The 23,557-nt window shown below is 66.5% G+C and carries 20 protein-coding genes; 11 read left to right on the plus strand and 9 right to left on the minus strand.

Annotation, left to right across the window (positions count from 1 at the left end; genetic code table 11):
* Window positions 1-11: 11 nt before the first annotated feature.
* Window positions 12-1,640: an MFS transporter gene (locus Q0O97_RS05615; protein WP_294926070.1), complete on the minus strand. Its 1,629-nt coding sequence runs from the start codon at window positions 1,638-1,640 to the stop codon at window positions 12-14.
* A gap of 263 nt (window positions 1,641-1,903) precedes the next feature.
* On the opposite strand from Q0O97_RS05615, the gene Q0O97_RS05620 reads away from it, so the two are divergent.
* The 3 genes from Q0O97_RS05620 to Q0O97_RS05630 all read left to right on the plus strand — a co-directional run bounded on the left by Q0O97_RS05620 (window position 1,904) and on the right by Q0O97_RS05630 (window position 5,279).
* Window positions 1,904-3,208 (plus strand): D-amino acid dehydrogenase, encoded by a 1,305-nt coding sequence (locus tag Q0O97_RS05620; protein ID WP_294926072.1) that lies wholly within the window; start codon window positions 1,904-1,906, stop codon window positions 3,206-3,208.
* Between the two features lie 235 nt (window positions 3,209-3,443).
* Window positions 3,444-4,226, plus strand: coding sequence for a L,D-transpeptidase (locus tag Q0O97_RS05625; RefSeq protein WP_294926074.1), 783 nt, complete (start codon window positions 3,444-3,446; stop codon window positions 4,224-4,226).
* A gap of 111 nt (window positions 4,227-4,337) precedes the next feature.
* On the plus strand, window positions 4,338-5,279 hold the full coding sequence (locus tag Q0O97_RS05630; protein WP_294926076.1) for a lytic transglycosylase domain-containing protein: 942 nt from the start codon (window positions 4,338-4,340) through the stop codon (window positions 5,277-5,279).
* A 3-nt stretch (window positions 5,280-5,282) separates the two neighbouring features.
* On the opposite strand, the gene Q0O97_RS05635 is transcribed toward Q0O97_RS05630, so the two are convergent.
* Genes Q0O97_RS05635 through serB form a run of 3 tightly spaced genes read right to left on the minus strand, consistent with a single transcriptional unit; the run spans window position 5,283 to window position 8,396 of the window.
* A complete protein-coding gene (locus Q0O97_RS05635) occupies window positions 5,283-6,746 on the minus strand; it encodes an ABC transporter substrate-binding protein (RefSeq protein ID WP_294926078.1) in 1,464 nt (487 codons plus the stop codon).
* 21 nt (window positions 6,747-6,767) lie between these two features.
* A complete protein-coding gene (locus tag Q0O97_RS05640; protein WP_294926080.1) occupies window positions 6,768-7,460 on the minus strand; it encodes a CDP-alcohol phosphatidyltransferase family protein in 693 nt (230 codons plus the stop codon).
* Window positions 7,461-7,520: 60 nt separating this feature from the next.
* Window positions 7,521-8,396, minus strand: coding sequence for a phosphoserine phosphatase SerB (gene serB, locus Q0O97_RS05645; RefSeq protein ID WP_294926082.1), 876 nt, complete (start codon window positions 8,394-8,396; stop codon window positions 7,521-7,523).
* Between the two features lie 183 nt (window positions 8,397-8,579).
* Between serB and Q0O97_RS05650 the strand changes: the two genes are divergently transcribed.
* The 4 genes from Q0O97_RS05650 to hspQ all read left to right on the plus strand — a co-directional run bounded on the left by Q0O97_RS05650 (window position 8,580) and on the right by hspQ (window position 12,687).
* Window positions 8,580-9,725 (plus strand): phosphoserine transaminase, encoded by a 1,146-nt coding sequence (locus Q0O97_RS05650; protein WP_294926084.1) that lies wholly within the window; start codon window positions 8,580-8,582, stop codon window positions 9,723-9,725.
* 154 nt (window positions 9,726-9,879) lie between these two features.
* The gene (gene serA / locus Q0O97_RS05655) at window positions 9,880-11,469 is read left to right on the plus strand and encodes a phosphoglycerate dehydrogenase (RefSeq protein ID WP_294926086.1); all 1,590 of its coding nucleotides are present in this window, start codon (window positions 9,880-9,882) and stop codon (window positions 11,467-11,469) included.
* Between the two features lie 47 nt (window positions 11,470-11,516).
* Window positions 11,517-12,275 (plus strand): metallophosphoesterase, encoded by a 759-nt coding sequence (locus Q0O97_RS05660; protein ID WP_294926088.1) that lies wholly within the window; start codon window positions 11,517-11,519, stop codon window positions 12,273-12,275.
* 79 nt (window positions 12,276-12,354) lie between these two features.
* Window positions 12,355-12,687, plus strand: a complete 333-nt coding sequence (gene hspQ, locus Q0O97_RS05665) for a heat shock protein HspQ (RefSeq protein WP_294926090.1) — start codon at window positions 12,355-12,357, stop codon at window positions 12,685-12,687.
* 7 nt (window positions 12,688-12,694) lie between these two features.
* Here hspQ and Q0O97_RS05670 read toward each other — a convergent pair whose 3' ends face one another.
* Entirely contained in the window at window positions 12,695-13,204 is a 510-nt protein-coding gene (locus Q0O97_RS05670; protein ID WP_294926092.1) for an ATP-binding protein, read from the minus strand.
* The gene (locus tag Q0O97_RS05675; protein WP_294926094.1) at window positions 13,201-13,506 is read right to left on the minus strand and encodes an STAS domain-containing protein; all 306 of its coding nucleotides are present in this window, start codon (window positions 13,504-13,506) and stop codon (window positions 13,201-13,203) included. The genes Q0O97_RS05670 and Q0O97_RS05675 overlap by 4 nt, the downstream gene beginning before the upstream one ends.
* Before the next feature lie 357 nt (window positions 13,507-13,863).
* On the opposite strand from Q0O97_RS05675, the gene Q0O97_RS05680 reads away from it, so the two are divergent.
* Window positions 13,864-14,193 carry a hypothetical protein gene (locus Q0O97_RS05680; RefSeq protein WP_294926096.1) on the plus strand — a complete coding sequence of 110 codons (330 nt, stop codon included), beginning with the start codon at window positions 13,864-13,866 and terminating at the stop codon, window positions 14,191-14,193.
* A complete protein-coding gene (locus Q0O97_RS05685) occupies window positions 14,190-16,091 on the plus strand; it encodes a M10 family metallopeptidase C-terminal domain-containing protein (protein ID WP_294926098.1) in 1,902 nt (633 codons plus the stop codon). The genes Q0O97_RS05680 and Q0O97_RS05685 overlap by 4 nt, the downstream gene beginning before the upstream one ends.
* Window positions 16,092-16,739: 648 nt before the next feature.
* Here the strand turns inward: Q0O97_RS05685 and Q0O97_RS05690 are convergent.
* Both Q0O97_RS05690 and mutS read right to left on the minus strand, forming a co-directional pair.
* The gene (locus tag Q0O97_RS05690) at window positions 16,740-17,153 is read right to left on the minus strand and encodes an NUDIX hydrolase (RefSeq protein WP_294926100.1); all 414 of its coding nucleotides are present in this window, start codon (window positions 17,151-17,153) and stop codon (window positions 16,740-16,742) included.
* Window positions 17,153-19,801, minus strand: a complete 2,649-nt coding sequence (gene mutS / locus Q0O97_RS05695) for a DNA mismatch repair protein MutS (RefSeq protein WP_294926101.1) — start codon at window positions 19,799-19,801, stop codon at window positions 17,153-17,155. Before mutS ends, Q0O97_RS05690 begins: the two co-directional genes overlap by 1 nt.
* Before the next feature lie 245 nt (window positions 19,802-20,046).
* Between mutS and Q0O97_RS05700 the strand changes: the two genes are divergently transcribed.
* The gene (locus Q0O97_RS05700; protein WP_294926102.1) at window positions 20,047-21,303 is read left to right on the plus strand and encodes a glycosyltransferase; all 1,257 of its coding nucleotides are present in this window, start codon (window positions 20,047-20,049) and stop codon (window positions 21,301-21,303) included.
* Here Q0O97_RS05700 and Q0O97_RS05705 read toward each other — a convergent pair.
* Complete coding sequence (locus Q0O97_RS05705; protein ID WP_294926104.1) at window positions 21,236-22,006, minus strand: WecB/TagA/CpsF family glycosyltransferase; 771 nt, start codon at window positions 22,004-22,006, stop codon at window positions 21,236-21,238. The two genes, Q0O97_RS05700 and Q0O97_RS05705, sit on opposite strands and share 68 nt — an antisense overlap.
* A 119-nt stretch (window positions 22,007-22,125) precedes the next feature.
* Here Q0O97_RS05705 and Q0O97_RS05710 point away from each other — a divergent pair, with 119 nt between their 5' ends.
* Window positions 22,126-23,541 carry a hypothetical protein gene (locus tag Q0O97_RS05710; protein ID WP_294926106.1) on the plus strand — a complete coding sequence of 472 codons (1,416 nt, stop codon included), beginning with the start codon at window positions 22,126-22,128 and terminating at the stop codon, window positions 23,539-23,541.
* Window positions 23,542-23,557: the final 16 nt, after the last annotated feature.

A 23,557-nucleotide genomic window follows, 5' to 3' on the forward strand; every position in this document is an offset into this window, starting at 1 on the left:
GGGCGCCCGGTTCACGGGATCTCCAGCTTGCCGATCAGGGGCAGGTCGTCCTGACGCGAGACGGTATGACGCTCGATCATGCGGTGGATCTTGGGCGGGCTGTCGCCGCGATGCAGGGCGCGCAGTTCCTCGGTCACGGTGGCGTCGTTCTTGGTGCGCCGCATGTTGTGGCGGACGTAATCGTCCCATGTGGCGATGTGATAGCTTTCCGACCACATCGAGGGGTTTTCCAGATCGCGCAGCAGCGCCCATCCCCTTGCGCCGTCGCGGCGGCGGATGTTGCGCCGCCGCACCATCAGGTCCAGGAAGCGCGGCACGTCCTTCTGGTCGATCTCGTAATCGACCATGACCATGATCGGCCCCGACCGCCCGCGCAGGTCCAGCCGCAACTGCGGTTCCTTGAAGCGGTTGACCGGGTCCAGGTTCAGCGTGCCGAATTCCGGGATCGTCAGCCAGCGGCCAAGCAGCGCGCCGATGACCAGCGGCACCGCCGCCGTTGCCAGCGCCGCGTCGATGCCATGCGCCTGCGCCACCGCGCCCCATGCCCACGATCCCGCCGCCATGCCGCCGAAGACCGAGGTCTGGTAAAGCGCCAGCGCCCGCGCCACCACCCAACGCGGCGTCGATAGCTGGACCGAGACGTTGAACAGCGACAGCGCCATCACCCACCCCGCGCCCGCGGGCAGAATCGCCAGCGCGTGCAGCACGACGCTTTGCGTCTGCGACAGTGCCAGCGCCGCCAGCGCAAAGCTGCCGAACGAGATGCGCACGATCATCTCGTTCGGCATCCGCTCGCGGATATAGGGGTTCGCGACGGCGCCCATGATCGCGCCCAACCCGTAGCAGCCCAGCAGCAGGCCGAACAGCAGCGAGCCTCCGCCCTCATGCGATTTGGCGACCAGCGGCAGCAGCGCAAGGATCGAGACGGCGGAAAAGCCGAACAGCCCGCCCCGCGCCAGCACCCGCATCAGGTTGGGCGACAGCACGACATAGCGCAGCCCCGACCCGACGGCCGAGACGAAAGGCTCGGGCCGGGTCTGCATCCGGGGGGTCCTGGGTTTCCACATGAACAGCGCGGCCAGCAGCGGAACATAGCTGAGCGCGTTCACCGTAAAGGCCGTCGCCGCGCCCCATGCGGCGGTGATGATGCCGCCCGCCGCCGGGCCGATGCTGCGCATCAGGTTGAACCCGACCGAGTTCAGCGTGACCGCGCCGGGCAGGTCCTCGCGCGGGACCAGATCGCCCATGCTGGCCTGCCAGGGTGGGTTGTAAAGCGCCTGCCCGGTCCCGATCAGGAAGGTAAAGCACAACAGCAGCCACGGCGTCAGCCCATCCGTCCAGGCCACCACCGCCAGCAGCAGCGACACGACCGCCATGAAGACCTGCGCCCCGATCAGCAGCACACGCCGGTCGAAATTGTCCGCCAGCGCCCCCGAGGCCAGCGCGAACAGCATGATCGGCAGCGTGTTCGATGCCTGCACCAGCGCGATCAGCGTGGCCGAGTCGGTCAGTTGCGTCATCAGCCATGCCGCGCCCACCGCCTGCACCAGCCCGCCGAAGTTGGAAACCAGCGTCGCAGCCCACAACTTGCGGAAATCCCTGTGGCGAAACGGGGCGAAGGGGCTTTTGCTGTTGGACACTTGCGGCGTTCCCATTGGCGTGATTGGCCCCAACTTAGCATCAGGACGGGGGACCGCAATCTCTGCCGCCCGGTTGGGCGATTCGCTGCGCCGCGCGGTAATCTTGTGCCGGATGGCATGTTTACGGGATGTTTCACCGGATTAATGGAATAATATCGAATAATAATGCGAAAAATCCGTAATGGACGGCGCAGTTCGGGATTTCCTTTCCGCCCGCGCTGCTATCCTTGCCCCGAAACGATCTGCGGGGGGAGGCCGCGTCCATGAAAGTCGTCATCCTTGGGGCCGGCGTGATCGGCGTCACCTCGGCCTGGTATCTGGCGAAGGCGGGGCATGAGGTCACCGTGCTGGACCGCCAGTCCGGTCCCGCGCTGGAAACCAGCCATGCCAATGCGGGCGAGGTCAGCCCCGGCTATTCATCGCCCTGGGCCGCGCCGGGGGTGCCGCAAAAGGCGATCCGGTGGATGTTCCAGCGCCACGCGCCGCTTGTGCTGCAACCGCGTTTCGACATGCAGCGCGCCAAATGGGTGGCGCAGATGCTGAAGAACTGCACCTCGGCCGCCTATGCGCTGAACAAGAGCCGGATGGTGCGGCTGGCCGAATACAGCCGCGACTGCCTGCGCGAGCTGCGTTCCCAGACCGGCATCGGCTATGACGAACGCATGCAGGGCACCTTGCAGGTGTTCCGCAGCCAAAAGCAGGTCGATGCCGCCGCCAAGGACATTGCCGTGCTGCAAGCCGACGGCGTGCCCTTCGAGGTGCTGGACCGCGCCGGTTGCGTCGCCGCCGAGCCGGGGCTGGCAGGCTCGGCCCATCTGATCGCGGGCGGGCTGCGCCTGCCGGGGGACGAGACCGGCGATTGCTTCAAGTTCACCAACAATCTTGCCGCGATGGCAGAGGCGGCGGGCGTCACCTTCCGCTGGGGCGTCGATATCCGCGCCATCGAGACCGAGGGCGGGCGCGTCACCGGCATCCGCACCGATCAGGGGCCGGTCGCCGCCGACCGCTATGTGCTGGCGCTTGGCCCGCATTCACCGATGCTGGTGCGCCACCTGGGGCTGAAGCTGCCGATCTATCCGCTGAAGGGCTATTCGCTGACCATCCCGATCCGGGACGAATCGCGCGCGCCGGTCTCGACCGTCATGGACGAGACCTACAAGATCGCGATCACCCGTCTGGGCGACCGCATCCGCGTCGGCGGGCTGGCCGAGATCGCCGGTTTCGACATGTCGCTGAACCCCCGGCGGCGCGAGACGCTGGCGCTGTCGGTCAACGACCTCTTCGGCGGGGCGGGCGATACGGCCAAGGCGGAATTCTGGTGCGGGTTGCGCCCGATGACGCCGGACGGCACCCCGATCCTTGGCGCGACGCATCTGCCGAACCTTTTCCTGAACAGCGGCCACGGCACGCTGGGCTGGACGATGGCGGCAGGGTCGGGGCGGGTGCTGGCCGACCTGATCTCGGGCCGCAAGCCGGATATCCAGGCCGATGACCTGGCCTATGCGCGCTATCTTCGCGACCGGCGCGGCCCGGTGGCGGCAGGCATGGCGCAGCCGTCGCGGGCCTGAGGCCGTCCCTGCCCGTGATCGCGCGATTTTGTTGCGGAAACGCTATAGAAAACAGTTTTGTTACAGGCCGGGATCGGTTTGGCTGTCGCGCTCGGGCGCCGGTCGGGTTAACTGACGGTTAATCAAGTGGCACGAATCGAGATCCTGCGCCGCGCGCTTTGCGTTGCCGTTCGTGACCCGAAACCCGTTTCCCGACCGCCCTTCCGGCGCGGTCGCGCCAGAAGGAAGAAGACGTATGCGTAAAGCTCCGCTCATGTGGCTTGTTGCGCTGGGGCTGGTCGCGGCCTGTTCCAGCACGCCGTCCGCACCGGACAACTCGATCCAGTCGCCCCGCGTGACGCCCTCGATCTACCAGGCGCGGATCGACCAGGGACCGGGCGGCCAGCCCATCCAGATCCCCGCCGTGCGCCCCGCCTACCTGACCGAGCGGAACATGCGCCAGCGCGTGCCCTTCAACGGCCCCGAAACCCCCGGCACCATCGTCGTCGATCCCTATGCGCGCTTCCTCTATCACGTGCTGGAGAACGGCGAGGCGATGCGCTACGGCATCGCCGTCGGCAAGGCCGGGACCGGCTTCAGCGGCTCGGCCACCATCAACCGCAAGGCGGCGTGGCCCTCCTGGACGCCCACCGCGAACATGGTCCGCACCGAGCCGGAACTTTACGGCGATGTCGCGGGCGGCGTCGCGGGCGGCATCAACAACCCGCTGGGTTCGCGCGCGCTGTATCTGTATCAGGGCAGCCAGGATACGATGTATCGCATCCACGGCACGATGGACCCCAGTTCGATCGGCAAGGCGACCTCGGCAGGATGTATCCGCCTGTTCAACCAGGACATCATCGACCTGTTTGAAAACACCCCGCGCGGCACCCAGGTCCGCGTCCGCACGCCCGAGGAAAGCCGCCGCTACGAAGGCCCGCTGGTCGAGACGCCGGACGGCTACCTTGTCTCGCCCGCCGAAATGCAGGCGATGCAGATGCAGGCCGTGGCCTACGACGCCCCCGTCGCCCGCCGCTGATCCGCGCCCCGATCGTTGCAACGCCCCGCCCGCCGCGGGGCGTTTCGCTTTTCAATGGCGCGTTTCCTTGCTACCCAGCGGGCAGAGTTTTCCGTTGCCGGGTGTGTTTCGATGCGTCGTTTCCTTGCGGTCCTGCTGGCCCTGCTGATCGCGCCCATTCAGGTGTCCGCCCTTGAGGCCGAGCCGGCGATAGCCGCCATCCCCGCGCCACCCGCCAAGCCAGCCCGCGCCGCCGATGACGACCGGCGGCGCTGCACGGCGGACGGTGTGTCCTGCATTTCGCTGGACAGCTATGTGCCGGATGTGTGCCGGATGATCGAAAGCGCCTCGGCCAGCCACGGGATCGACCCGCATTTCCTGGCGCGGCTGCTGTGGAAGGAAAGCCTGTTCGAGCCGGGCGCGATCAGCCCGGCGGGCGCGCTGGGGATTGCGCAATTCATGCCCGGCACGGCGCAGATCGTGGGCCTGGACGACCCCTTCAACCCGGCGAAATCCATCGAGGCCTCGGCCCGCTACCTGCGGCAACTGACCGACGGTTTCGGCAATATCGGCATGGCGGCGGTGGCCTATAACGGCGGCGAGAACCGCGCCGCGCGCTTTCGCGAGAACGGCGGCCGCCTGCCGTGGGAGACGCTGGACTACGTTCAGGCCATCACCGGCCATACCGCCGAGGATTGGCGCGAGAACCCGCCCGCCGCCGACAAGCTGGACCTGCGGCTGGACCCCAAGGCCGAGTTCCTGCCCGCCTGCATCACCCTGGCCGCGAACCGCCGCATCCGCGAGTTCCAGACCCCGCAAAGGGCATGGCCCTGGGGGGTCATCGTGGCTTCGCATCCCAGCCAGTCGGGGGCGGCGCAGCAGGTCAGCCGCCTGAACCGGCAGTTGCGCCCGATCCTTGGCAGCAAGCGGGTCGATTTCGTCCAGCGCCGCCTGAACGGCAACGCGCGGCGCGTCTATACCGCGCAGGTCGGCTATGAAACCCGGCGCGAGGCGCTGACCTTCTGCAACCGGCTGCGCAACCTGGGCGGGCGCTGCCTGGTGCTGAGAAACTGAGCGTTACCGGGTCCAGCGCACCGCCGACAGGTCGTTGGCGGGCATCGGCGCGTTTTCCCACAGCCCTTCCAGACGCGCATCGGCGACGCCGGTTTTCGCAAGCTGGAACAGCCAGACGTTGACGTAGTCGCGGGCGATCATCTCTTGCGCCTGATGCAGCAACCCGCTGCGCGCATCCGCGTCCACCGCCCCGCGCAGGTCATCCATCAGCGCCACGAATTCGGGCCGGGCATAGCCGAAATAGTAATCGTCGCGGGCATAGATGTCGATGTCCATCGGCTCGACATGGCTGATGATGGTCAGGTCGAAATCGCCGCCGTTGAAGACGGTTTCCAGCCATTGCGCCCATTCCATGTTGACGATCCGGGTCTGGATGCCGACGGCGCGCAGTTGCGCGGCGATGATCTCGCCCCCCCGGCGGGCATAGGGCGGGGGCGGCAGGGCAAGGCGCAGCGTGACATCCGCGCCGGTCTCGGCCAGCAGGTCGCGGGTGGTTTGCGGGTCGTGGGCCGACAGGCCGGTCAGGTCCAGATAATCGGGGTGGTGGGGCGCGAAATGCGTGCCGATGGGGGTGCCGTAGCCGAACATGGCGCCGTCGATCACCTCTTGCCGGTCGACGGCATGGGCGATGGCCCGGCGCATGCGGATATCGTCCAGCGGCGGGCGGCGGTTGTTCATGGCAAGGATCGTCTCGCCCTCGGTCGTGCCGATGATGACGCGAAAGCGCGGGTCGGTTTCCAGTTGCGGCAGGGTCTCGACCGCCGGAAAGTTCGGGAAGGCATCCACGTCCTGCGCCATGACCGCGGCAAAGGCGGCGCCGGGATCGGGAATGAAGCGGAAGGTCGCCTCGCGGATCTGCGGCGGCTCACCCCAATAACCGTCGAAAGCGCGCAGTTCCACCCGGTCGCCTTGCCGCCACCGCTCGAATCGGTAAGGGCCGGTGCCGATGGGATGGGTGGCGATCTGGTCGATGCTGTCCGCGCTGACGATCACGGCATCGCCCCAGGCCATGTTGAAGGGAAAGCCGCCGTCCGGGGCCGAAAGGGTGATGCGGACGGTGTGGGGGCCGTCGGACTCGACCGTTTCGATTCCCGCGAAAAGCTGTTTCTGTGCGCTGGTGCTGTCCTCGGCGCGGGCGCGGTTCAGGGTAAAGACCACGTCATCCGCATCGAAGGGGCTGCCGTCGTGAAAGGCGATGTCCCTGCGCAGGTGAAAGACGTAGCTGCGGCCTTCGTCCAGGATATCCCACCGCTCGGCCAGGGCGGGCTGGACGGTGCCGTCGGGTCCGATGCGGGTCAGCCCCTCGAAGATATTGGCATAGACGATCTCGTCCACCGCCGCCGCCGCGCCCGAGGTCGGGTCGAGGTTCGGCGGTTCCAGCACCATGCCGATGGTGATGTCGTCCCGTGCCAGCGCCATCCCGGCGATCAGGGCGAAAGCGGCGCTCAGGCCAAGGCGTGCGATCATGTTTCCCCCTTTCGGGCGCGGTCAGCCCCGCTTTTCGGTCATTTGCTGCGCGACCCCCGCGCCGATCAGCCAGAGCGAGGTCAGAACCAGCCCCCAACGTGCCCAGCTTTCGGGATGGAAGTCGATGAAGGTCGCCCAACCCGCGAAGAAGATCCAGCCCGCCGTGACCGGAAGCGAGATCGCCCGCCAGCGCTTCGTGCGCACCGGGTGGATGAACTTGATATTGGTGAACATGGCATAGGTCAGTACCACGACCACCAGCAGGCTGAACCATTCGGGCGGTTGCAGGGCGAACAGGACCACGACGACCATGTTCCAGCAACCCGGAAAGCCCGCGAAGGAAAAATCCCGCGTCTTCATGCGCGTATCCGAGAAATACAGGACCGAGCCATAGACGATGGCGATGATCGCCAGCCAGCCCGTCCAGCCGGGCAAAAGTCCCGACTGGAACAGCGCGAAGGCGGGGATGAACACATAAGTCAGGTAGTCGACGATCATGTCCATCATCACGCCGTCATAGGTCGGCCAGTATTTCTTGACCCCGTAAAGCCGCGCCAGCGGGCCGTCCACGCCGTCCACGATCAGCGCGATCAGCAGCCAGAGAAACATCTGCGACCATTCCTCGCGCACCGCGGCCAGCATGGCCAGCATGGAAAGAACCGCGCCGGTGGCGGTCAGCAGATGAACGGCAAGGGCTTTCAGGCGTGGGGTCATCAGGGGCGTTTTGTCACCAAATCGTGATAATCACAAGGTTGGGCGGGTTTCAGGGGGCGCTCATGTCACGAATTCGTCACGCCCGTAACCCTGAAGATACAAAAGCGCGGTCAGATCGCCGTGATTGATGCGCAGATCGACCTGGGCGGCAACGGCGGGCTTGGCATGCAGCGCGACCCCCGCCCCGGCAAGTTGCAGCATCCCCAGGTCGTTGGCCCCGTCGCCCACCGCGAGCGCGTCGGCAGGCGTCAGGCCCCGCGCGGCGCTGATTTCGTGCAGGGCCTGGACCTTGGCCTCGCGCCCCAGGATCGGCAGGCCGACATGGCCGGTCAGCACGCCGCCATCCGCCAGCAGCGTGTTGGCGCGGTGTTCGTCGAAGCCGAGCGCCTTGGCGACGGGGCCGGTGAAGTCCAGAAAACCGCCGGAAACCAAGGCGGTATAGGCACCCTGCGCGCGCATCGTGGCGACCAGTTCGCGCCCGCCCGGTGCAAGGGTGATGCGGCTGTCCAGAACCTGTGTGATGGCGGTTTCGGCCAGCCCGGCCAGCAGGGCGACACGCTCGGTCAGGGCTTCGTGGAAGTTCAGCTCTCCGTTCATGGCGCGGGCGGTGATATCGGCCACGCGCGCGCCCACGCCCGCGAAATCGGCCAGTTCGTCGATGCATTCCTGCTCGATCATGGTCGAATCCATGTCGGCCAGCAGGATCGCCTTGCGGCGGCCGGCCGTGGGCTGGACCGCCATGTCGAAGCCCTGTTCCTGCAAGCCCTGCCATTCGTCCCAGAAGTTTGCCGGCGTATCGGCGACCGGGAATTCGGCGGCCGCGCCCTCGGCCAGCCAGATCGAATGGCCCCCGTTCCAGCGAGCGCGCAGCCCTTCGACAAGCGCGGGCGAAAGGTCGGCGCGGGTGGGGGCGGCAAGAAGCGTGATGGTCTGCATGAGGACCTCGGGTCGAGGGATGGGGTCGGGCCAGCTACTAGCCAAAGCGGGGCAGGGCCGCAATCCGCAGGGTGGTGTTTTCGCGCGTGGAAAAAAACGCTTGCAAGGCGGGCGGGGCGGGTTTAGTCCCGTCGGCGGGACACCTCGCCCCAACGCGAGGCTTTTACCTGGAAGGGTAGTAACATGACTGCACAAGCACCGGCCACGCGGCCGGCCAATCCGCGTTTTTCCTCTGGCCCCTGCGCCAAGATCCCCGGTTACGATCTGAACATGCTTGCTGACGCGCCGCTTGGCCGCTCGCATCGTTCCGCGCTGGGCAAGAGCAAGCTGGCCGAGGCGATCGACCTGACCCGCGAAATTCTGGACGTGCCTGCGGATTACCGCATCGGCATCGTTCCCGCCTCCGACACCGGCGCGGTCGAGATGTTTTTGTGGTCCGCCCTTGGCGCCCGCCCGGTCGAGATGCTGGCCTGGGAAAGCTTTGGCGAAGGCTGGGTCACCGATGTCGTCAAGCAGTTGAAGATCGACGCGACCGTGCGCAAGGCGCCTTACGGCGAGATCGTCGATTTCGCGCAGGTCGATTTCGACAGCGACGTGGTTTTCACCTGGAACGGCACCACCAGCGGCGTGCGGGTGCCGAATGGCGATGCGATCCCGGCGGACCGGCAGGGGCTGACCATCTGCGACGCGACCAGCGCGGCCTTTGCGATGGATCTGCCTTGGGACAAGCTGGATGCGGTGACATTTTCCTGGCAGAAGGTGCTGGGCGGCGAGGGTGCGCATGGCGTGCTGATCCTGTCGCCGCGCGCCGTCGAGCGGCTGGAGAGCCATACCCCCGCATGGCCTCTGCCCAAGATCTTCCGCATGACCAAGGGCGGCAAGCTGAACGAGGGGATTTTCAGGGGCGAGACGATCAACACGCCCTCGATGCTGTGCGTCGAGGATTATATCGTCGCGCTGAAATGGGCGAAGTTGCTTGGCGGGCTGCCCGGCCTGATCGCGCGCAGCAATGCCAATGCCCGCGCGGTGCGCGATTTCATCGCGGACAGGGACTGGATCGCCGATCTGGCGGTGGACCCGGCGACGGCTTCGACCACCAGCGTCTGCCTGCGCTTTACCGACGCCCGCATCAAGGACGGTGCGGTTTTCGCCAAGGCCGTCGCCAAACGGCTGGAGAAAGAGGGCGTGGCGCTGGACGCCGGCGCCTATCGCGACGCGCCCGCCGGGCTGCGCATCTGGTGCGGCGCGACGGTCGAGACGGCGGATGTCGAGGCGCTGATGCCGTGGATCGAATGGGCCTTTGACGCCGAGATCGCGGCGCAGGGTTGAATTTCGTCCCGACGCAGGCCGGGGGCGCTGCCCGTCGCCGGCTGGTTCTTGAACCAGTGGCGCACCGCCGGCAACCCCCCGGGGTATTTGAGTGATGAAGAAAAGGGATGACGGGTGCGCCCGCAGGGTCCCGCATATCCAGAGGATAGAGAACATGCCCAAGGTTCTTGTTTCGGACAAGCTTTCGGAAACCGCCGTCCAGATCTTTCGCGATCGCGGCGTCGAGGTCGATTATCTGCCGGATGTCGGCAAGGACAAGGAAAGGCTGGCCGAGATCATCGGTCAGTATGACGGTCTGGCGATTCGCTCGGCCACCAAGGTGACCGAGAAGCTGCTGGCTGGCGCGGCCAATCTGAAGGTGATCGGACGCGCGGGGATCGGGGTGGACAATGTCGATATTCCGGCGGCCTCGAAAAAGGGGGTGATCGTGATGAACACGCCCTTCGGGAACTCGGTCACCACCGCCGAACATGCGATTGCGATGATGTTCGCGGTGGCGCGGCAATTGCCCGAGGCGAGCGTTTCGACCCATGAAGGGAAATGGGAGAAGAGCCGTTTCATGGGGGTCGAACTGTTCAACAAGGTTCTGGGGGTCGTCGGTGCGGGGAATATCGGCTCGATCGTGATCGACCGTGCGCTGGGGCTGAGGATGAAGGTTCTGGCCTATGATCCCTTCCTGTCGGAGGATCGTGCGCGCGAGCTGGGCGTGACCAAGGTCGACCTGGACGAGCTGTTGGGCCGTGCGGATTTCGTCACCTTCCACGTTCCGCTGACCGACAAGACCCGCAATATCCTGTCGCGCGAGGCCATCGCGAAACTGAAGCCGGGCGTCCGCATCATCAATTGTGCGCGCGGCGGGCTGGTCGATGAGGAGGCGCTGGCCGAGGCATTGCAGGATGGCCGCGTCGCCGGGGCGGGTTTCGACGTTTTCGCGACCGAGCCGGCCACCGAATCGCCGCTGTTCGGCCTGCCCAATGTCGTCGTGACGCCGCATCTGGGCGCCTCGACCAGCGAGGCGCAGGAGAATGTCGCCTTGCAGGTGGCCGAGCAGATGTCGGATTACCTGCTGACCGGGGCGGTGCAGAATGCGCTGAACATGCCCTCGGTCACGGCGGAAGAGGCTGCGGTCATGGGACCGTGGATCAAGCTGGCCAGTCATCTGGGCAGCTTCGTCGGTCAGATGACGGATGAGCCGATCAAGGCGATCAACATCCTTTACGACGGCGTTGCGGCCTCGATGAACCTGAATGCGCTGAACGCGGCGGTCATTGCGGGGATGATGAAGGTGTCGAACCCCGACATGAATATGGTCTCGGCCCCCGTTGCCGCGAAGGAGCGGGGGATCCAGCTTGCCACGACCCACCAGGACAAGCAGGGAATCTTCGACGGCTATATCAAGGTCACGGTCGTGACCGAGGAACGTGAACGCTCGATCGCGGGGACGGTCTTCAGCGACGGAAAGCCGCGTTTCATCCAGATTCGCGGGATCAACGTCGATGCCGAAATCGGCGAGCATATGCTGTATACCCGCAACAAGGACGTGCCCGGTGTGATCGGTGCGCTTGGCATGACGCTGGGTGAGCTGGGCGTGAACATCGCGAACTTCACGCTTGGCCGCAGCAGCCAGGGCGATGACGCGATCGCGTTGCTGTATCTGGATGGGGCGGCCTCGCCCGAGGTCGTCGGCGCGCTGAAGGGCACCGGCAAGTTCCTGCAAGTCAAGCCGATGAGCTTCGAGATCTGAGCGGTCGTCCCGGCCCGTTTGCGGGCCGGGCTGCCCAAGGGGGGATCATGACCGTCCATGCCATCGGCGACATTCACGGCGAGTTGGACAAGCTGCGGGCGCTGCACCGGCGCATCGCCGCGCTGTCGGGCGAGGATGCGCTGATCGTTCATCTGGGCGACCTGATCGACCGGGGGCCGGATTCGCGCGGCGTGGTCGAATATTTGATGCAGGGGCAGGCGCAGGGGCGCAACTGGGTGGTGCTGAAGGGTAACCATGACCGCTTCCTGCCGCGCTTCCTGGCGGAACCCGAATGGATGGATCCGGCGCTGAACACGCGCCGGCATTGGGCGACACATGAGGGGATCGGCGCCGCGGCGACCCTGCGCAGCTATGGCGTCGATCCCGGCCTGCGCGGCGCGGCGTTGCATCGTGCGGCGCTTGGCGCGATCCCGGTCGAGCATGTGGACTGGCTGGCGGGACTGCCCGCGTTCTGGCGGCATCCGCTGGCGCTGTTCGTCCATGCGGGCATCAGGCCGGGTGTCGATATCGCGGCGCAGACCGAACAGGACATGCTGTGGATACGCCAGCCCTTTCTGGACGACCGGCGCGATCACGGGGTTCTGGTGGTGCATGGGCACACGCCGGTGCGACAGGTCGAACATCATGGCAACCGGCTGAATATCGATACCGGCGCCGTGTTCGGGCGGCAACTCAGCGCCGTCCGAATCGCGGCCGAAGGGGTCGGGTTGGTCGGGGAAAACGGGGTGGTTCCCCTGCGGCCGATTGCGCCCGAACCCGGGATTTCCCCGCATTCTGCGCCCTGATGGCGGGCGTCGGGTGCCCGGACGGGTGGACAAGGCGGCGGGCGGGCAGTATCCCATGCCCGACCGGGAATCGAGAGACATGCAGGCGACCTTGAAAACTGCGAAATACAATCTGGGCCAGATCGTCCGCCACCGGGAACATCCGTTCCGCGGGGTGGTTTTCGATGTGGATCCCGAATTCGCGAATACCGAGGAATGGTATGAATCCATTCCAGAAGAGGCCCGTCCCGCCCGCAACCAACCCTTCTACCATCTTTATGCGGAAACCGAGGCGACCTATTACGTTGCCTATGTGTCCGAGCAGAATCTGGTGCCCGACCCCTCGGGCGAGCCGCTGGAACATCCCGAGGTCGTCGAGATGTTCGGAGAGTTTGAGGACGGACGTTATCCATTGCAATTCTGCCTGAACTGACGGCGGTTCATGCGCATTCCCTTTGCTGCCCACCCTGCATGCGCGGGACGACAAAGGTCAGGAAATTGCGCTTGTCCTGACGAAAATGGCTGATCGAGCGGGTCAGGCTGCGGATCAGGGGCCAGCCGAATCCCCCTTCGGGCAGGTTGTCGCGCGATATGATGCCGCGCGGTGTCCCGCCCCCTTGCGTCAGGCAGGACCGGGGCAGCGGCGCCCCGTCGTCGGTGACGGCGCAGACCAGCCCGTCGCCTTGGCAGATGACGCAAAGATGGACCCTGGGCAAGCGGCCGGCCGGTGCCGCCCGGCCATGTTCGCCGATATTGTTCAGGACCTCGGCCAGCGCCAGTTCCAGCCGGGCCAACGCATCTTCACCGGCATGGGGCAGGAGGCTTGTTCTCAGTTGGGCCAGCACCACGCGGGTCGTGGCGTGGTCGCTGTGAAAGCTTCGATAAAACATCGGATCGGGGCCGGGCGCGGGCTGCCGCCCTTGCCGGGTGGCAGGGGCGTGTCGAGTCATGGCGATGCCCCCTCTGCCTCGGGTTCCAGCGGGGGGACGATGGTAAAGACCTTGTCCATATGGGTCAGCCGAAAGACGCGCCGCACGTTCGGGGTCGGGTTGTTCAGTTGCAACCGGCGATCGGCGGGCAGGGATTTCAGCACCGAAATCACGGCCCCCAGGCCCGAACTGTCCATGAAGGTGACATGTCGCAGGTCCAGCACGACCAGCCCCGGCGCTTCGTGGATGATATCGCGCAACCTGTCCTTAAACGCGGTCGCGATGGCCGCATCCAGCCGCGTTTCCCCGAGTGTGGCGGTCACCTGCTGATCTTGTCGGTCGATGCTGAGTTTCATGTTGCGCGTCCGGTGTTTCCTCGCCTTCCGTCCTGATAGCAAAGAGAGGTTACCAAATCGTTATGGCAACTTGGCCTTTCCGGCAGGCCAGGCGCGAAATCGGGGAATTCGGGTGTTTTCCAGGGGCGGGCTGCCCGAATAATAGACAGCATTTTAATTGATCTTGAGACAAGCCGGGAATGGGCGTTATCCTTTTATTAGGCTATTGGCGGTAAAGGTGGATTGTCCCGGCGAATGGCCGGGGTCGGGGGAATGACACGCGCCTTTGGGGCGGTATTTACAGTGGGATGCGCCGCGACATGACTTTGCGCAGGAATCTTGCCGATGGCTGATGTCAGCCTCGACTGTCCGCAAGACGGCCGGGCGCCCGTGGGCGCGCTATGCGCGGCGTTGCGCGACAGTCTGGGCGCGGACGGCCATGTGCTGACCCGCAGCGCCGCGCTGCGCCTGGTGCTTGAAGCGCGGATGCCGAACCCGAACGCCCTGACGGCGTATCTGGCCGTTCATGGCGACGGGCCGATGCGTCGGACTCCGACGGTCCAGATCTCGGTCATGGATCGCCAGGGCCTACCAGCGGCGATGCTGTATCCGGCGGCCCGGCGCCTGGTCGAAGAAGCCGGCCTTGCATCACCGGGCGGAAGGGGACCGACATGACCCGACATGCGCATGATCCGGAATTCAGGGCCTATGGCGGCAACCTGCCTGTTTATACGAACGCGCAGATCGCGGCTTACCTGACCGATGGTTTCTGGAATGATAACGGCATGGGCCGGCGGTCCTTCGACGTCGCAACCGGGGGCACGCTGATCGCGGACATCTCGGGGCTGACGGCGGCGGGACGCAAGCTGGCGGCGGCGGCTTTCGGCGCGTGGGAACAGGCCAGCGGGCTGCGGTTCGACATCGCCTATCATCATGTTGCGAATGCGCATCTTACCCTGGACGACTGGGACAGGGGCGGCTGGTCCACCAGCGAGGTCTGGGGCAGCACCATCCGCAGTTCGCACGTCAACATCGGCCCGGACTGGCTGCAAACCTATGGTGAGGGGTTTGCCAGCTACTCCTACCAGACCTATCTGCATGAAATCGGCCATGCCCTGGGGCTGGGCCATCCGGGCAACTATAACCAATGGGGTTTTTACGGCACGCATAACCATTACCTGAACGATAGCTGGCAGGCGTCGCTGATGTCCTATTTCAGCCAGGACAACAACACCTGGCTGGACGCCAGTTTCGCCTTTGCCGTCACGCCGATGGCCGCCGACCTGATCGCGATTCGCGACCTCTACGGTCCGGCGCAGCTACGCATGGGCGCCACCACCTATGGCGAGGTGACGAATGCGGGTGGCAATTACCAACTGGTTGCAGAGCTGTTGAACGATCACGCGGCGCGCACGAAGATCACCTTCACGATCCAGGATCACGGCGGCCGCGACCGGCTGGTGCTGCGATCGGACGGGACCGATCAGGACATCAACCTGGCGCCCGGTGCGGCGTCCAGCGCCTATGGGTTGCGCGGCAATATCGTGATCGCCGACGACACGATGATCGAGGAATATGTCGCGGGCCGCGGCAACGACCTGATCTGGGGCAATCGGGCCGCCAATGTCCTCTATGGCGGGGCGGGCGACGATACGATTCACGGCGGGCTTGGCAATGACCGGCTGGAAGGTGGGCCGGGCGCCGATCGGCTGGTCGGTGGACGGGGCAACGACGTCTATGTCGTCGACCGCAAGGATACGATCGTCGAACGTGCGGATGGTGGTATCGATACCGTTCGCATCCTTGATGCGAACTATGCCCTTGGTGCCAATCTGGAAAACCTGATCCTGGAAGGCCGCGCGAATACGCGCGGCTGGGGCAATGAACTGGACAATCTCGTGCAGGGCAACAGCGGGGCAAACGAACTTTTCGGCGGACGGGGCAATGATACTATCGGGGGCGGGCCGGGCAACGACACGATCCACGGCGGTCCGGGCGATGACCTGCTTCGGGGCGGCGTGGGGGCGGATCTGCTGATCGGCGGCCCCGGAAACGACACCTATGTCATTGACCGTCACGACAGGATTGTCGAAGTTGCGGGCGGCGGAAATGATACTGTCGAGGTCGCTTTCACCTATGCCTTGGGCGATCCGAACCTGGAAAACATCGTTCTGACAGGGGCTGGCGATGTGAATGCCTGGGGCAACCTGCACGATAACCGGCTGATCGGGAATGCGGGTGATAACCTTCTGGCCGGCGGGCGCGGCAACGACACGCTGCGGGGCGGGGCAGGCGACGATACCCTGCGCGGAGGACCGGATGCCGATACCTTCCTCTTTGAATTCGGCCATGACGTGATCGAGGATTTTCAGGACGATATCGACACCATCCTGCTGGCGCGCGACCTTTGGGGCGGTGCGCACCTGTCCTTTGCTCAATCCGTGGACAAGGCGCTGAGCTATGCCCTGGTCAAGGACGGCTCGATCCTGTTCGACTTCGGCGATGGCAACAGCCTGAAACTGGCGGGATTTTCCAATATCGCGGCGCTGTCGAATGATTTGCAGTTCTTCTGACGAATTTGCCGTGGCGGGTTTTGGGCAAGCTGCCCTGGAAACCCCTCGATCCCGGCAGGCGAAGGCCGTCCGCAAGGGAACCTCGTCGAGGCGACGTTTTTCTTTTCGCGGTTGGGCCAGAGGTGCTGCCCTGCCTCGCGGCTTTGGGCACGGCTGTGCCGCGCGCAAGGCGGCGTTGCTCATGGGGGCTGCCTTGGCCGCGTGCGGGTCGGCTTTGGTTGCCTTTCGGGATCGGCGTCTGCCGGATTGTCCAGCCGGCGGGACGGGATGCGCAGTCGCCGACGGACATGCCCGGCCCGCTGCCTTGCAGTCTTTCGCTCGGGCGTTGGAGCGTTGTATTTCCGCCGTTTTTCACGGTCCGGCATCCGCTCTTGCTGGAAATATCTTGCGGCCCGCCACGCCCCTGAATCGCAAAGATGATGCGGGTCATTGCTTTTGGGCATTCCTGGGGTCGCTTGGCAACTCTGGCTGTGACTCTGCGGATCGGTTGCCGCGGGAAGAGAGGATGAGCGCCCGGAACATGACAAGCGGCAGCACCGCCGAACCCAGGTCCCGGTTGGCGGCGAACCGGGCGGTGAAAGGCTGCGTGTCGGATGTCGCCTGCCAACCTCAAGTTATTGATAATCAGCCGTATTTCGCGAATATCTTTCAGTCGGCCCCGCGCACCGCAAGCTGCGCGATGCGCAGCACGTCCCTGCTTAGCGGCAGAGAGGATTCCATCTGGTCCAGCCTGATCCAGCGGGCATCCAGCGCGTCGTCGCTGGCCAATGGCTCGCCCGCCTGCCAGTGGCAGAGGACGGCGATCAGGATGAAATGGTGGCGCAAACTGCCATCGGGCGCGGTGTCCAGGGCGTCCAGCACTTCCAGCACATGGCGGGCTGTCGCTAGGATGCCGGTTTCTTCGCGCAACTCGCGTTCGGCGGCGGCCATTAGGGCCTCGCCCCGCTCGATCTTGCCGCCGGGAAAGCCCCATAACCCTGCATCGGGCGGGTTGGCGCGCTGGACCAGCAGCGCCTTGCCGTCGCGGATCACGACGGCCAGAACGGCGGGGATCGGGGTCATCAGCGGCTGTCCTGCTGCAAATCCTTCAATTCATAAAGCAGCGACAGCGCCTCGCGCGGGGACAGGCTGTCGGGTGAGATGTCGCGCAGCCGATCCTCGACCGCCGAGGACCTGGCCAGGGCCGCAGCCGGTGCGGGCGGTGCCGCGCGAAACAGCGGCAGGTCGTCCAGCAGGGCAGCGGGACGGGCCGCGCCTTCGCGTTCGCCCGATTCCAGCGCGTGCAGGATCTCTCGCGCGCGCTCGACGACCGATCCGGGCAGGCCCGCCAGCCGCGCGACCTGCACGCCATAGGACCGATCCGCCGCGCCCTTGCGGACCTCGTGCAGGAAGATCACCTCGCCTTCCCATTCGCGGACAGTGACGGTGGCGTTCTCGATGCCCGGCAGGCGGGCGGAAAGGGCGGTCATTTCATGGTAGTGGGTGGCGAAAAGCGCGCGGCAGCGGTTGGTGGCGTGCAGATGTTCCATCACCGCCCAGGCGATCGACAGCCCGTCCCATGTCGCGGTGCCGCGTCCGATTTCGTCAAGGATCACAAGGGCATGTCCATCGGCCTGGTTGAGGATCGCGGCGGTCTCGACCATCTCGACCATGAAGGTGGACCGCCCCCGCGCCAGGTCGTCCGCCGCGCCGACGCGGCTGAACAACTGGCTGACGAGGCCGATATGGGCGGATTTCGCGGGCACGAAGGCGCCCGCCTGCGCCAGCACGGCGATCAGCGCGTTCTGGCGCAGGAAGGTCGATTTGCCCGCCATGTTCGGCCCGGTCAGCAGCCAGATCGCCGGGGTTTCGCCCGAGGTCAGGGCGCAGTCGTTGGCGACGAAGGCGCCGCCCTTGCGTTTCAGCGCGCGCTCGACGACCGGGTGGCGGCCGCCGGTGATCTGGAAGGCGCGGCTGCCGTCCATCTGCGGGCGGGTCCAGCCCTCGCCCGTGGCCAGATCGGCGAATGCGGCTTGCAGGTCGATCTCGGCCAGCGCGCGGGCGGCTTGACCGATGGGACCGGCGCGCTCCAGCACCTCGCGGGTCAGGCTGGCGAAGATGGCGCGCTCGATTTCCAGCGCGCGGTCGCGGGCGTTGAGGATGCGGGTCTCCAGTTCCGACAGCTCGACGGTGGTGAAGCGGATCTGGTTGGCGGTGGTCTGGCGGTGGATGAAGCGCTCGTTCAGGGGCGGCGCCAGCATCCTTTCGGCATGGGTGGCGGTGGTTTCGATGAAGTAGCCCAGGACGTTGTTGTGCTTGATCTTCAACGAGGAAATGCCGGTGTCGCGGATATAGTCCGCCTGCATCCCGGCAATGACCCCGCGCCCTTCGTCGCGCAGGCGGCGGGTCTCGTCCAGTTCCTCGTCATGGCCGGGGGCGGTAAAGCCGCCGTCGCGGGTCAGCAGGGGTGGCTCGGCCACCAGCGCGTCGTCCAGCAGGTCGATCAGCGTCTCGTGCCCGTGCAGGTCGCGGGCGGCATCGGACAGAAGCTGGCCGGAGTCCGCAGGCAGCATCCGGGCGATCACCGCGCCTTGCGTCAGCCCCGCGCGGATCGCGGCCAGGTCGCGCGGTCCGCCGCGATCCAGCGCCAGCCGGGACAGGGCGCGGTCCATGTCGGGCACGCGCGCCAATGCCTCGCGCAGCGCGGCGGTCAGGCGGGGCGCATCGGCCAGCAGGGCGACGGCGTCGTGGCGGGCGTGGATTTCCGCCAGGTCGCGCGAGGGCGCAGAGATGCGCCGGTCCAGAAGCCGCGCCCCCCCGGCGGTCACCGTGCGGTCGATCGCGGCCAGCAGCGAGCCGTCGCGCCCGCCCGATAGCGCTTGCGTCAGTTCCAGGTTGCGCCGGGTGGCGGCGTCGATCTGCATCGCGCCGCCGGCGGCCTCGCGCACGGGGTGGCGCAGCAGGGGCAGGCGGCCCTTCTGGGTCAGTTCCAGGTAATCGGCGATCGCCCCCATCGCTGCCAGTTCGGCACGGGAAAAGCTGCCGAAACCGTCCAGCGTTTCCACGCCGAACAGCCCGCACAGGCGCCGCTGCCCCGCGGTGCTGTCGAAGCTGCCTGCGGGCAGTTCGGTCAGCGCCGCGCCGTTTTCGCGGGCCATTTCGTCCAGCCCGCAGCCTTCGACCGCCAGCAGTTCGCGGGGTGCGTGGCGGGCCAGTTCCGGCCCGAGGCGCGGCAGCGGGCAGGGCGTCACCCTGAATGCCCCGGTCGAGATGTCCACCCAGGCCAGCGCCGATTCGCCGCGCACGCTGGCGAAGCTGGCAAGGAAGTTGTGGCGGCGCGCTTCCAGCAGCGATTCCTCGGTCAGGGTGCCGGGCGTGACCAGCCGCACCACGTCGCGGGCGACGACGGATTTCGATCCGCGCTTCTTTGCTTCGGCGGGGTCCTCCATCTGTTCGGCGATGGCGACGCGAAAGCCCTTGCGGATCAGCGTCAGCAGGTAGCTTTCGGCGGCATGGACCGGGACGCCGCACATCGGGATCGGCTCACCCTGATGGGTGCCGCGTTTCGTCAGCGCGATGTCCAGCGCGGCGGCGGCCTGAACCGCGTCGTCAAAGAACATCTCGTAGAAATCGCCCATGCGGTAGAACAGCAGCGCGCCGGGGTTCGCTTCGCGGATCGCCAGGAACTGGGCCATCATCGGGGTGGGCTGGGGGCTGGGCTGTGCGGGCATCTTGCGTCTGTGATCTGTGGCCGATCTGTTCTAGACGCAGCCGCGCCGCTTTGGAACCGCCCTTGACGCTTGCGACATGGTGCCGCTTGCCGATCCGGTCAACTGGACAGGCGGGCCGGGGCGCGCTAGGCAGGGGGTGTCATATGTTATCCTGCGGCTCGCAAGGGGTATTCGCCCGCGCGCATTCCTTGCTGCCTGCCCGCTTTCCCCACCTGACCCTTTCGGGCCTTTCAGGACGTGGCGTAATGAGTTTTGACGCAGTTGCGGGGCCGCAGCCCCTGTTGACGTTGTTTGCGCCCTTGCAGGCGTCGCGCACGCCCGATGGCATGTTGCGGATGGATGAACGCTTCGTGGCGGGCATGACCTTGCATGCGCAGAACTGGCCCGGCCCGGTGGTCGCCGTGTTGCGCGACGGGGGCGGCGCCGAACGGCCCCGGACCCGTTCCTATCACCCCGACAGGCTGGCCTTTTCGGTGCGCCTGCTGCCGCCCCACATCCCGCTGGAAGAGGCGCTCGAGTCCCAGCCCGGCGTCGTCATGGCCGCCGCCGATGCGCTCGATCACCTGCCACTGGTCGATGCGGCGCGGCGCAGGGGGCTGGGCGTGGTTCTGGGCGTGGACCGGACGCTGGACAGCCGGTTGCAGGCGCAGATGGGCGCGCGCGGGCTGCTGCGCCGCCTGTGGGGAATCGGCAGCAACCTGCGCGACGAACGCCGCCGCAAGCGCGCGCTGCGCGATGCGGACGGGGTGCAGATGAACGGCTATCCGGTGTCGCAGGAATACCGCGGGCTGAACGGCAATTCGATCCGTTTTCTGGACAATCGCCTGGGGCCGCAGATGCTGGCGACGGGTGCCGGCATGGCACGGCGGCGGGCGGCGCTGGCGCAGGGCGGGCCGCTGCGGCTGGTCCATTCGGGCCGGTTGGAGGCGGGCCTGGGCGCGCGGCGGCTGGTGCCGCTGGCGGCGGCGCTGCGCGATGCGGGATTGTCCTTTACGCTGGTGATCGAGGGCGGCGGCGCGCTGCTGCCCGCGATGCGCCACCAGGTCGCGCAGCTTGGCTTGCAGGATTGCGTCGAACTGGCGGGGCCGCTGGATTTCGCGGGCGCGCTGGTTCCCCTGCTGCGCGAGCGCGCCGACCTGCTGGTCAGTTGCCGCACCCTGGCCGAGCCGTCGGACATCTTCCTTGAGGCGATGGGCTGCGGCCTGCCGGTCCTGGGCTTCGACAATGCCATGCTGGCCCCGCTGATCCGCGATAGCGCGGGCGGCTGGACCGTGCCGCAGCGCGACATCGGTGCGATGGCGCACCGGATCATGTTGCTGGACCGCGACCGCGACCGGATTGCCGAGGCCGCGCAGTCGGCGCTGGATTACGCCCGCCGCCACGATTTCGAAACCGAGTTCCGCCTGCGGGCCGAACATCTGCGCGAGGTTTTCCTCAGGACCCGCGACGAGCGTTTCGTCCCTGGCGAATGGCTTCGACCGCATGGCCGGGCAGGATCGTGAAGCCCCTGGCATAGCGCCCCGCCAACCGCCGGGGGTTGGACATCATGCGCCAGAACCATTCCATCCGCACGCGGCGCACCAGCCGGGGCGCGCGTTTCTGGTGGCCGGACAGAAAGTCCAGCCCCGCCCCGATCGAGGCGAAGCCGACCCCGTCCAGCCCGTCCCTTGCGCGGATGGCGAATCGTTCCTGGCGCGGCGCGCCAAGCGCCAGCAGGCACAGCCGCGCGCCCGACCGGCGGATCGCGGCGATCACCTCATCCGCCTCGGGTCCTTGGGGGTCGAAGGGGAAACCCGGCGCATGGGTCAGCGCGACCTGCAAACCCGGCACCAGTTCGCGCAGCCGCGCCGCCGCCTTTTCCAGCGAATCGTCGTTGCTGCCGATCAGCGCGACCGGGTAGCCGCCCGAGGCCGCCAGTTCCATCAAGGGCACGACCAGATCCGATCCGGGCACCAGCGACACCGGCTGGCGGGCCAGCTTCGACAGCCACACCACCGGATTGCCGTCGGCGCAGATCAGGTCATGACCCGCATAGGCGCGGGCGAAGGCGCCGTCCTGCCCAAGCCTTTGCAGATGATCGACGTTCAGCGTCGCGATGGCGAAGCCCCGGCCTTGCGCAAGGCGCTGGCGGACGGCGTCCAGCAGGCTGACCGCGTCCTTCATGTTGATGCCGACGGTAACCTCGTCTGGAAAGCGGAATTGCATCTTGCCCCTCTGCCCGGCTATCCCGGCGCGAGGATGGGTCGATTGCGGCCCGAATGCAATCTTGGATCTGGAATCATGGTTTCTGCCGGACGGCGACAAGGCGGCAAGGGGGTGGCGGCATGACCGCGCTTGCCCTGATCGCGCTCTTGTGCTGGCCGCTGGCCGTGGCGGTCCTGTTCAACCGCATGCCCCGCCCCGAGGCCGCCGTCTGGTCGGTCCTGGGCGGCTATCTGGTCCTGCCCCCGGTCGTGGGCATCGACCTGCCGGGCCTGCCGGACATCGGCAAAGAGACCCTTCCGGCGATGGCGGCGGTCCTCTTCGCCTGCCTGACCGGCCCGAAAGAGGGCGAATCGCCCATGCCGCCCATCCCCCCGGCGCTGCTTTTCCTGACGGTCGTGCTGGTCCTGACGCCCATCGCCACCGCCGTCACCAACCCCGATGCGCTGTTCGACGGCATCGTGGTCCGGCCCGGCATCGGCATGATCCAGGGCGTGGGCGAGGCGATCGGCACCACCTTCTACCTGATGCCCTTCCTGCTGGGGTTCTGGCTGTTGTCCGATACGCGCGGGCCGCGGGTGATGGCGCGCGCGCTGGTCGCGGGGGTCCTGGCCTATTCGGTGCTGATGCTGATCGAGATCCGGCTCAGCCCGCAGCTCAACGTCTGGATCTATGGCTTTTTCCAGCATGCCTTCGACCAGACCATGCGCTACGGCGGCTTCCGCCCCATCGTGTTCCTGACCCATCCGCTGTGGGTCGCCTTCCTGACGCTGACCGCGCTCTTGTCCGCCATCGCCCTGCTGCGCGTCGAGGGAACGCCGCGCGCAAGGGGCATCGCCGCCTATCTGACGGTCATCCTTGTGCTGTGCAAATCGCTGGGCGGGCTGATGCACCTGTTCATCGCCGCGCCGATCCTGTGGCTGATGCGGCCGCGCATGATCGTGCTTTTCGCGCTGGTGGTGGGGATTGCGGTCTTTCTTTATCCCGTGGCGCGGGCCTTGCCCTGGGTGCCCATCGACGAGCTTGCCGGGCTGATCTCCAGCGCCGAGGCCGAGCGGGGCGGGTCGTTCGAGTTCCGCCTGAACAACGAGGTGATCTTGCTGGACCGCGCCCTGGAACGCCCGTGGTTCGGCTGGGGCGCCTGGGGCCGCCAGTTGATCGTGGACCCCGAATCGGGGCGCCACCTGACCATCGTGGACGGCGAATGGATCAGGGTGCTGGGCCAATATGGCATCACCGGCTATGCCGCCGCGTTCGGCCTGCTGCTGTTGCCCCTGATCATGCTGTGGCGCGCCTGGCCCAAAGGCCGCGACGAGACCGGCCCGGACGGCCTGCTGCTGGCCGCGATGGCGCTGATGCTGTCGCTGAACATGCTGGACCTGGTGCCCAATGCCACCATCACGCCCCTGACCTGGCTGATGGCCGGGATCGTGTCGGGGGCCGCCGTGCGGATGCGCGACGGCAGTTATTTCGCGCAAACCCCTGCCGCCGTGGCGCGCGTGCTGCCTAAAAAGACAGGATTGAAAGCGATACTATAGGGTCTAGTTCCCTGAT

The sequence above is a fragment of the uncultured Paracoccus sp. genome (assembly GCF_945915435.1).
Classification (GTDB): Bacteria; Pseudomonadota; Alphaproteobacteria; order Rhodobacterales; family Rhodobacteraceae; genus Paracoccus.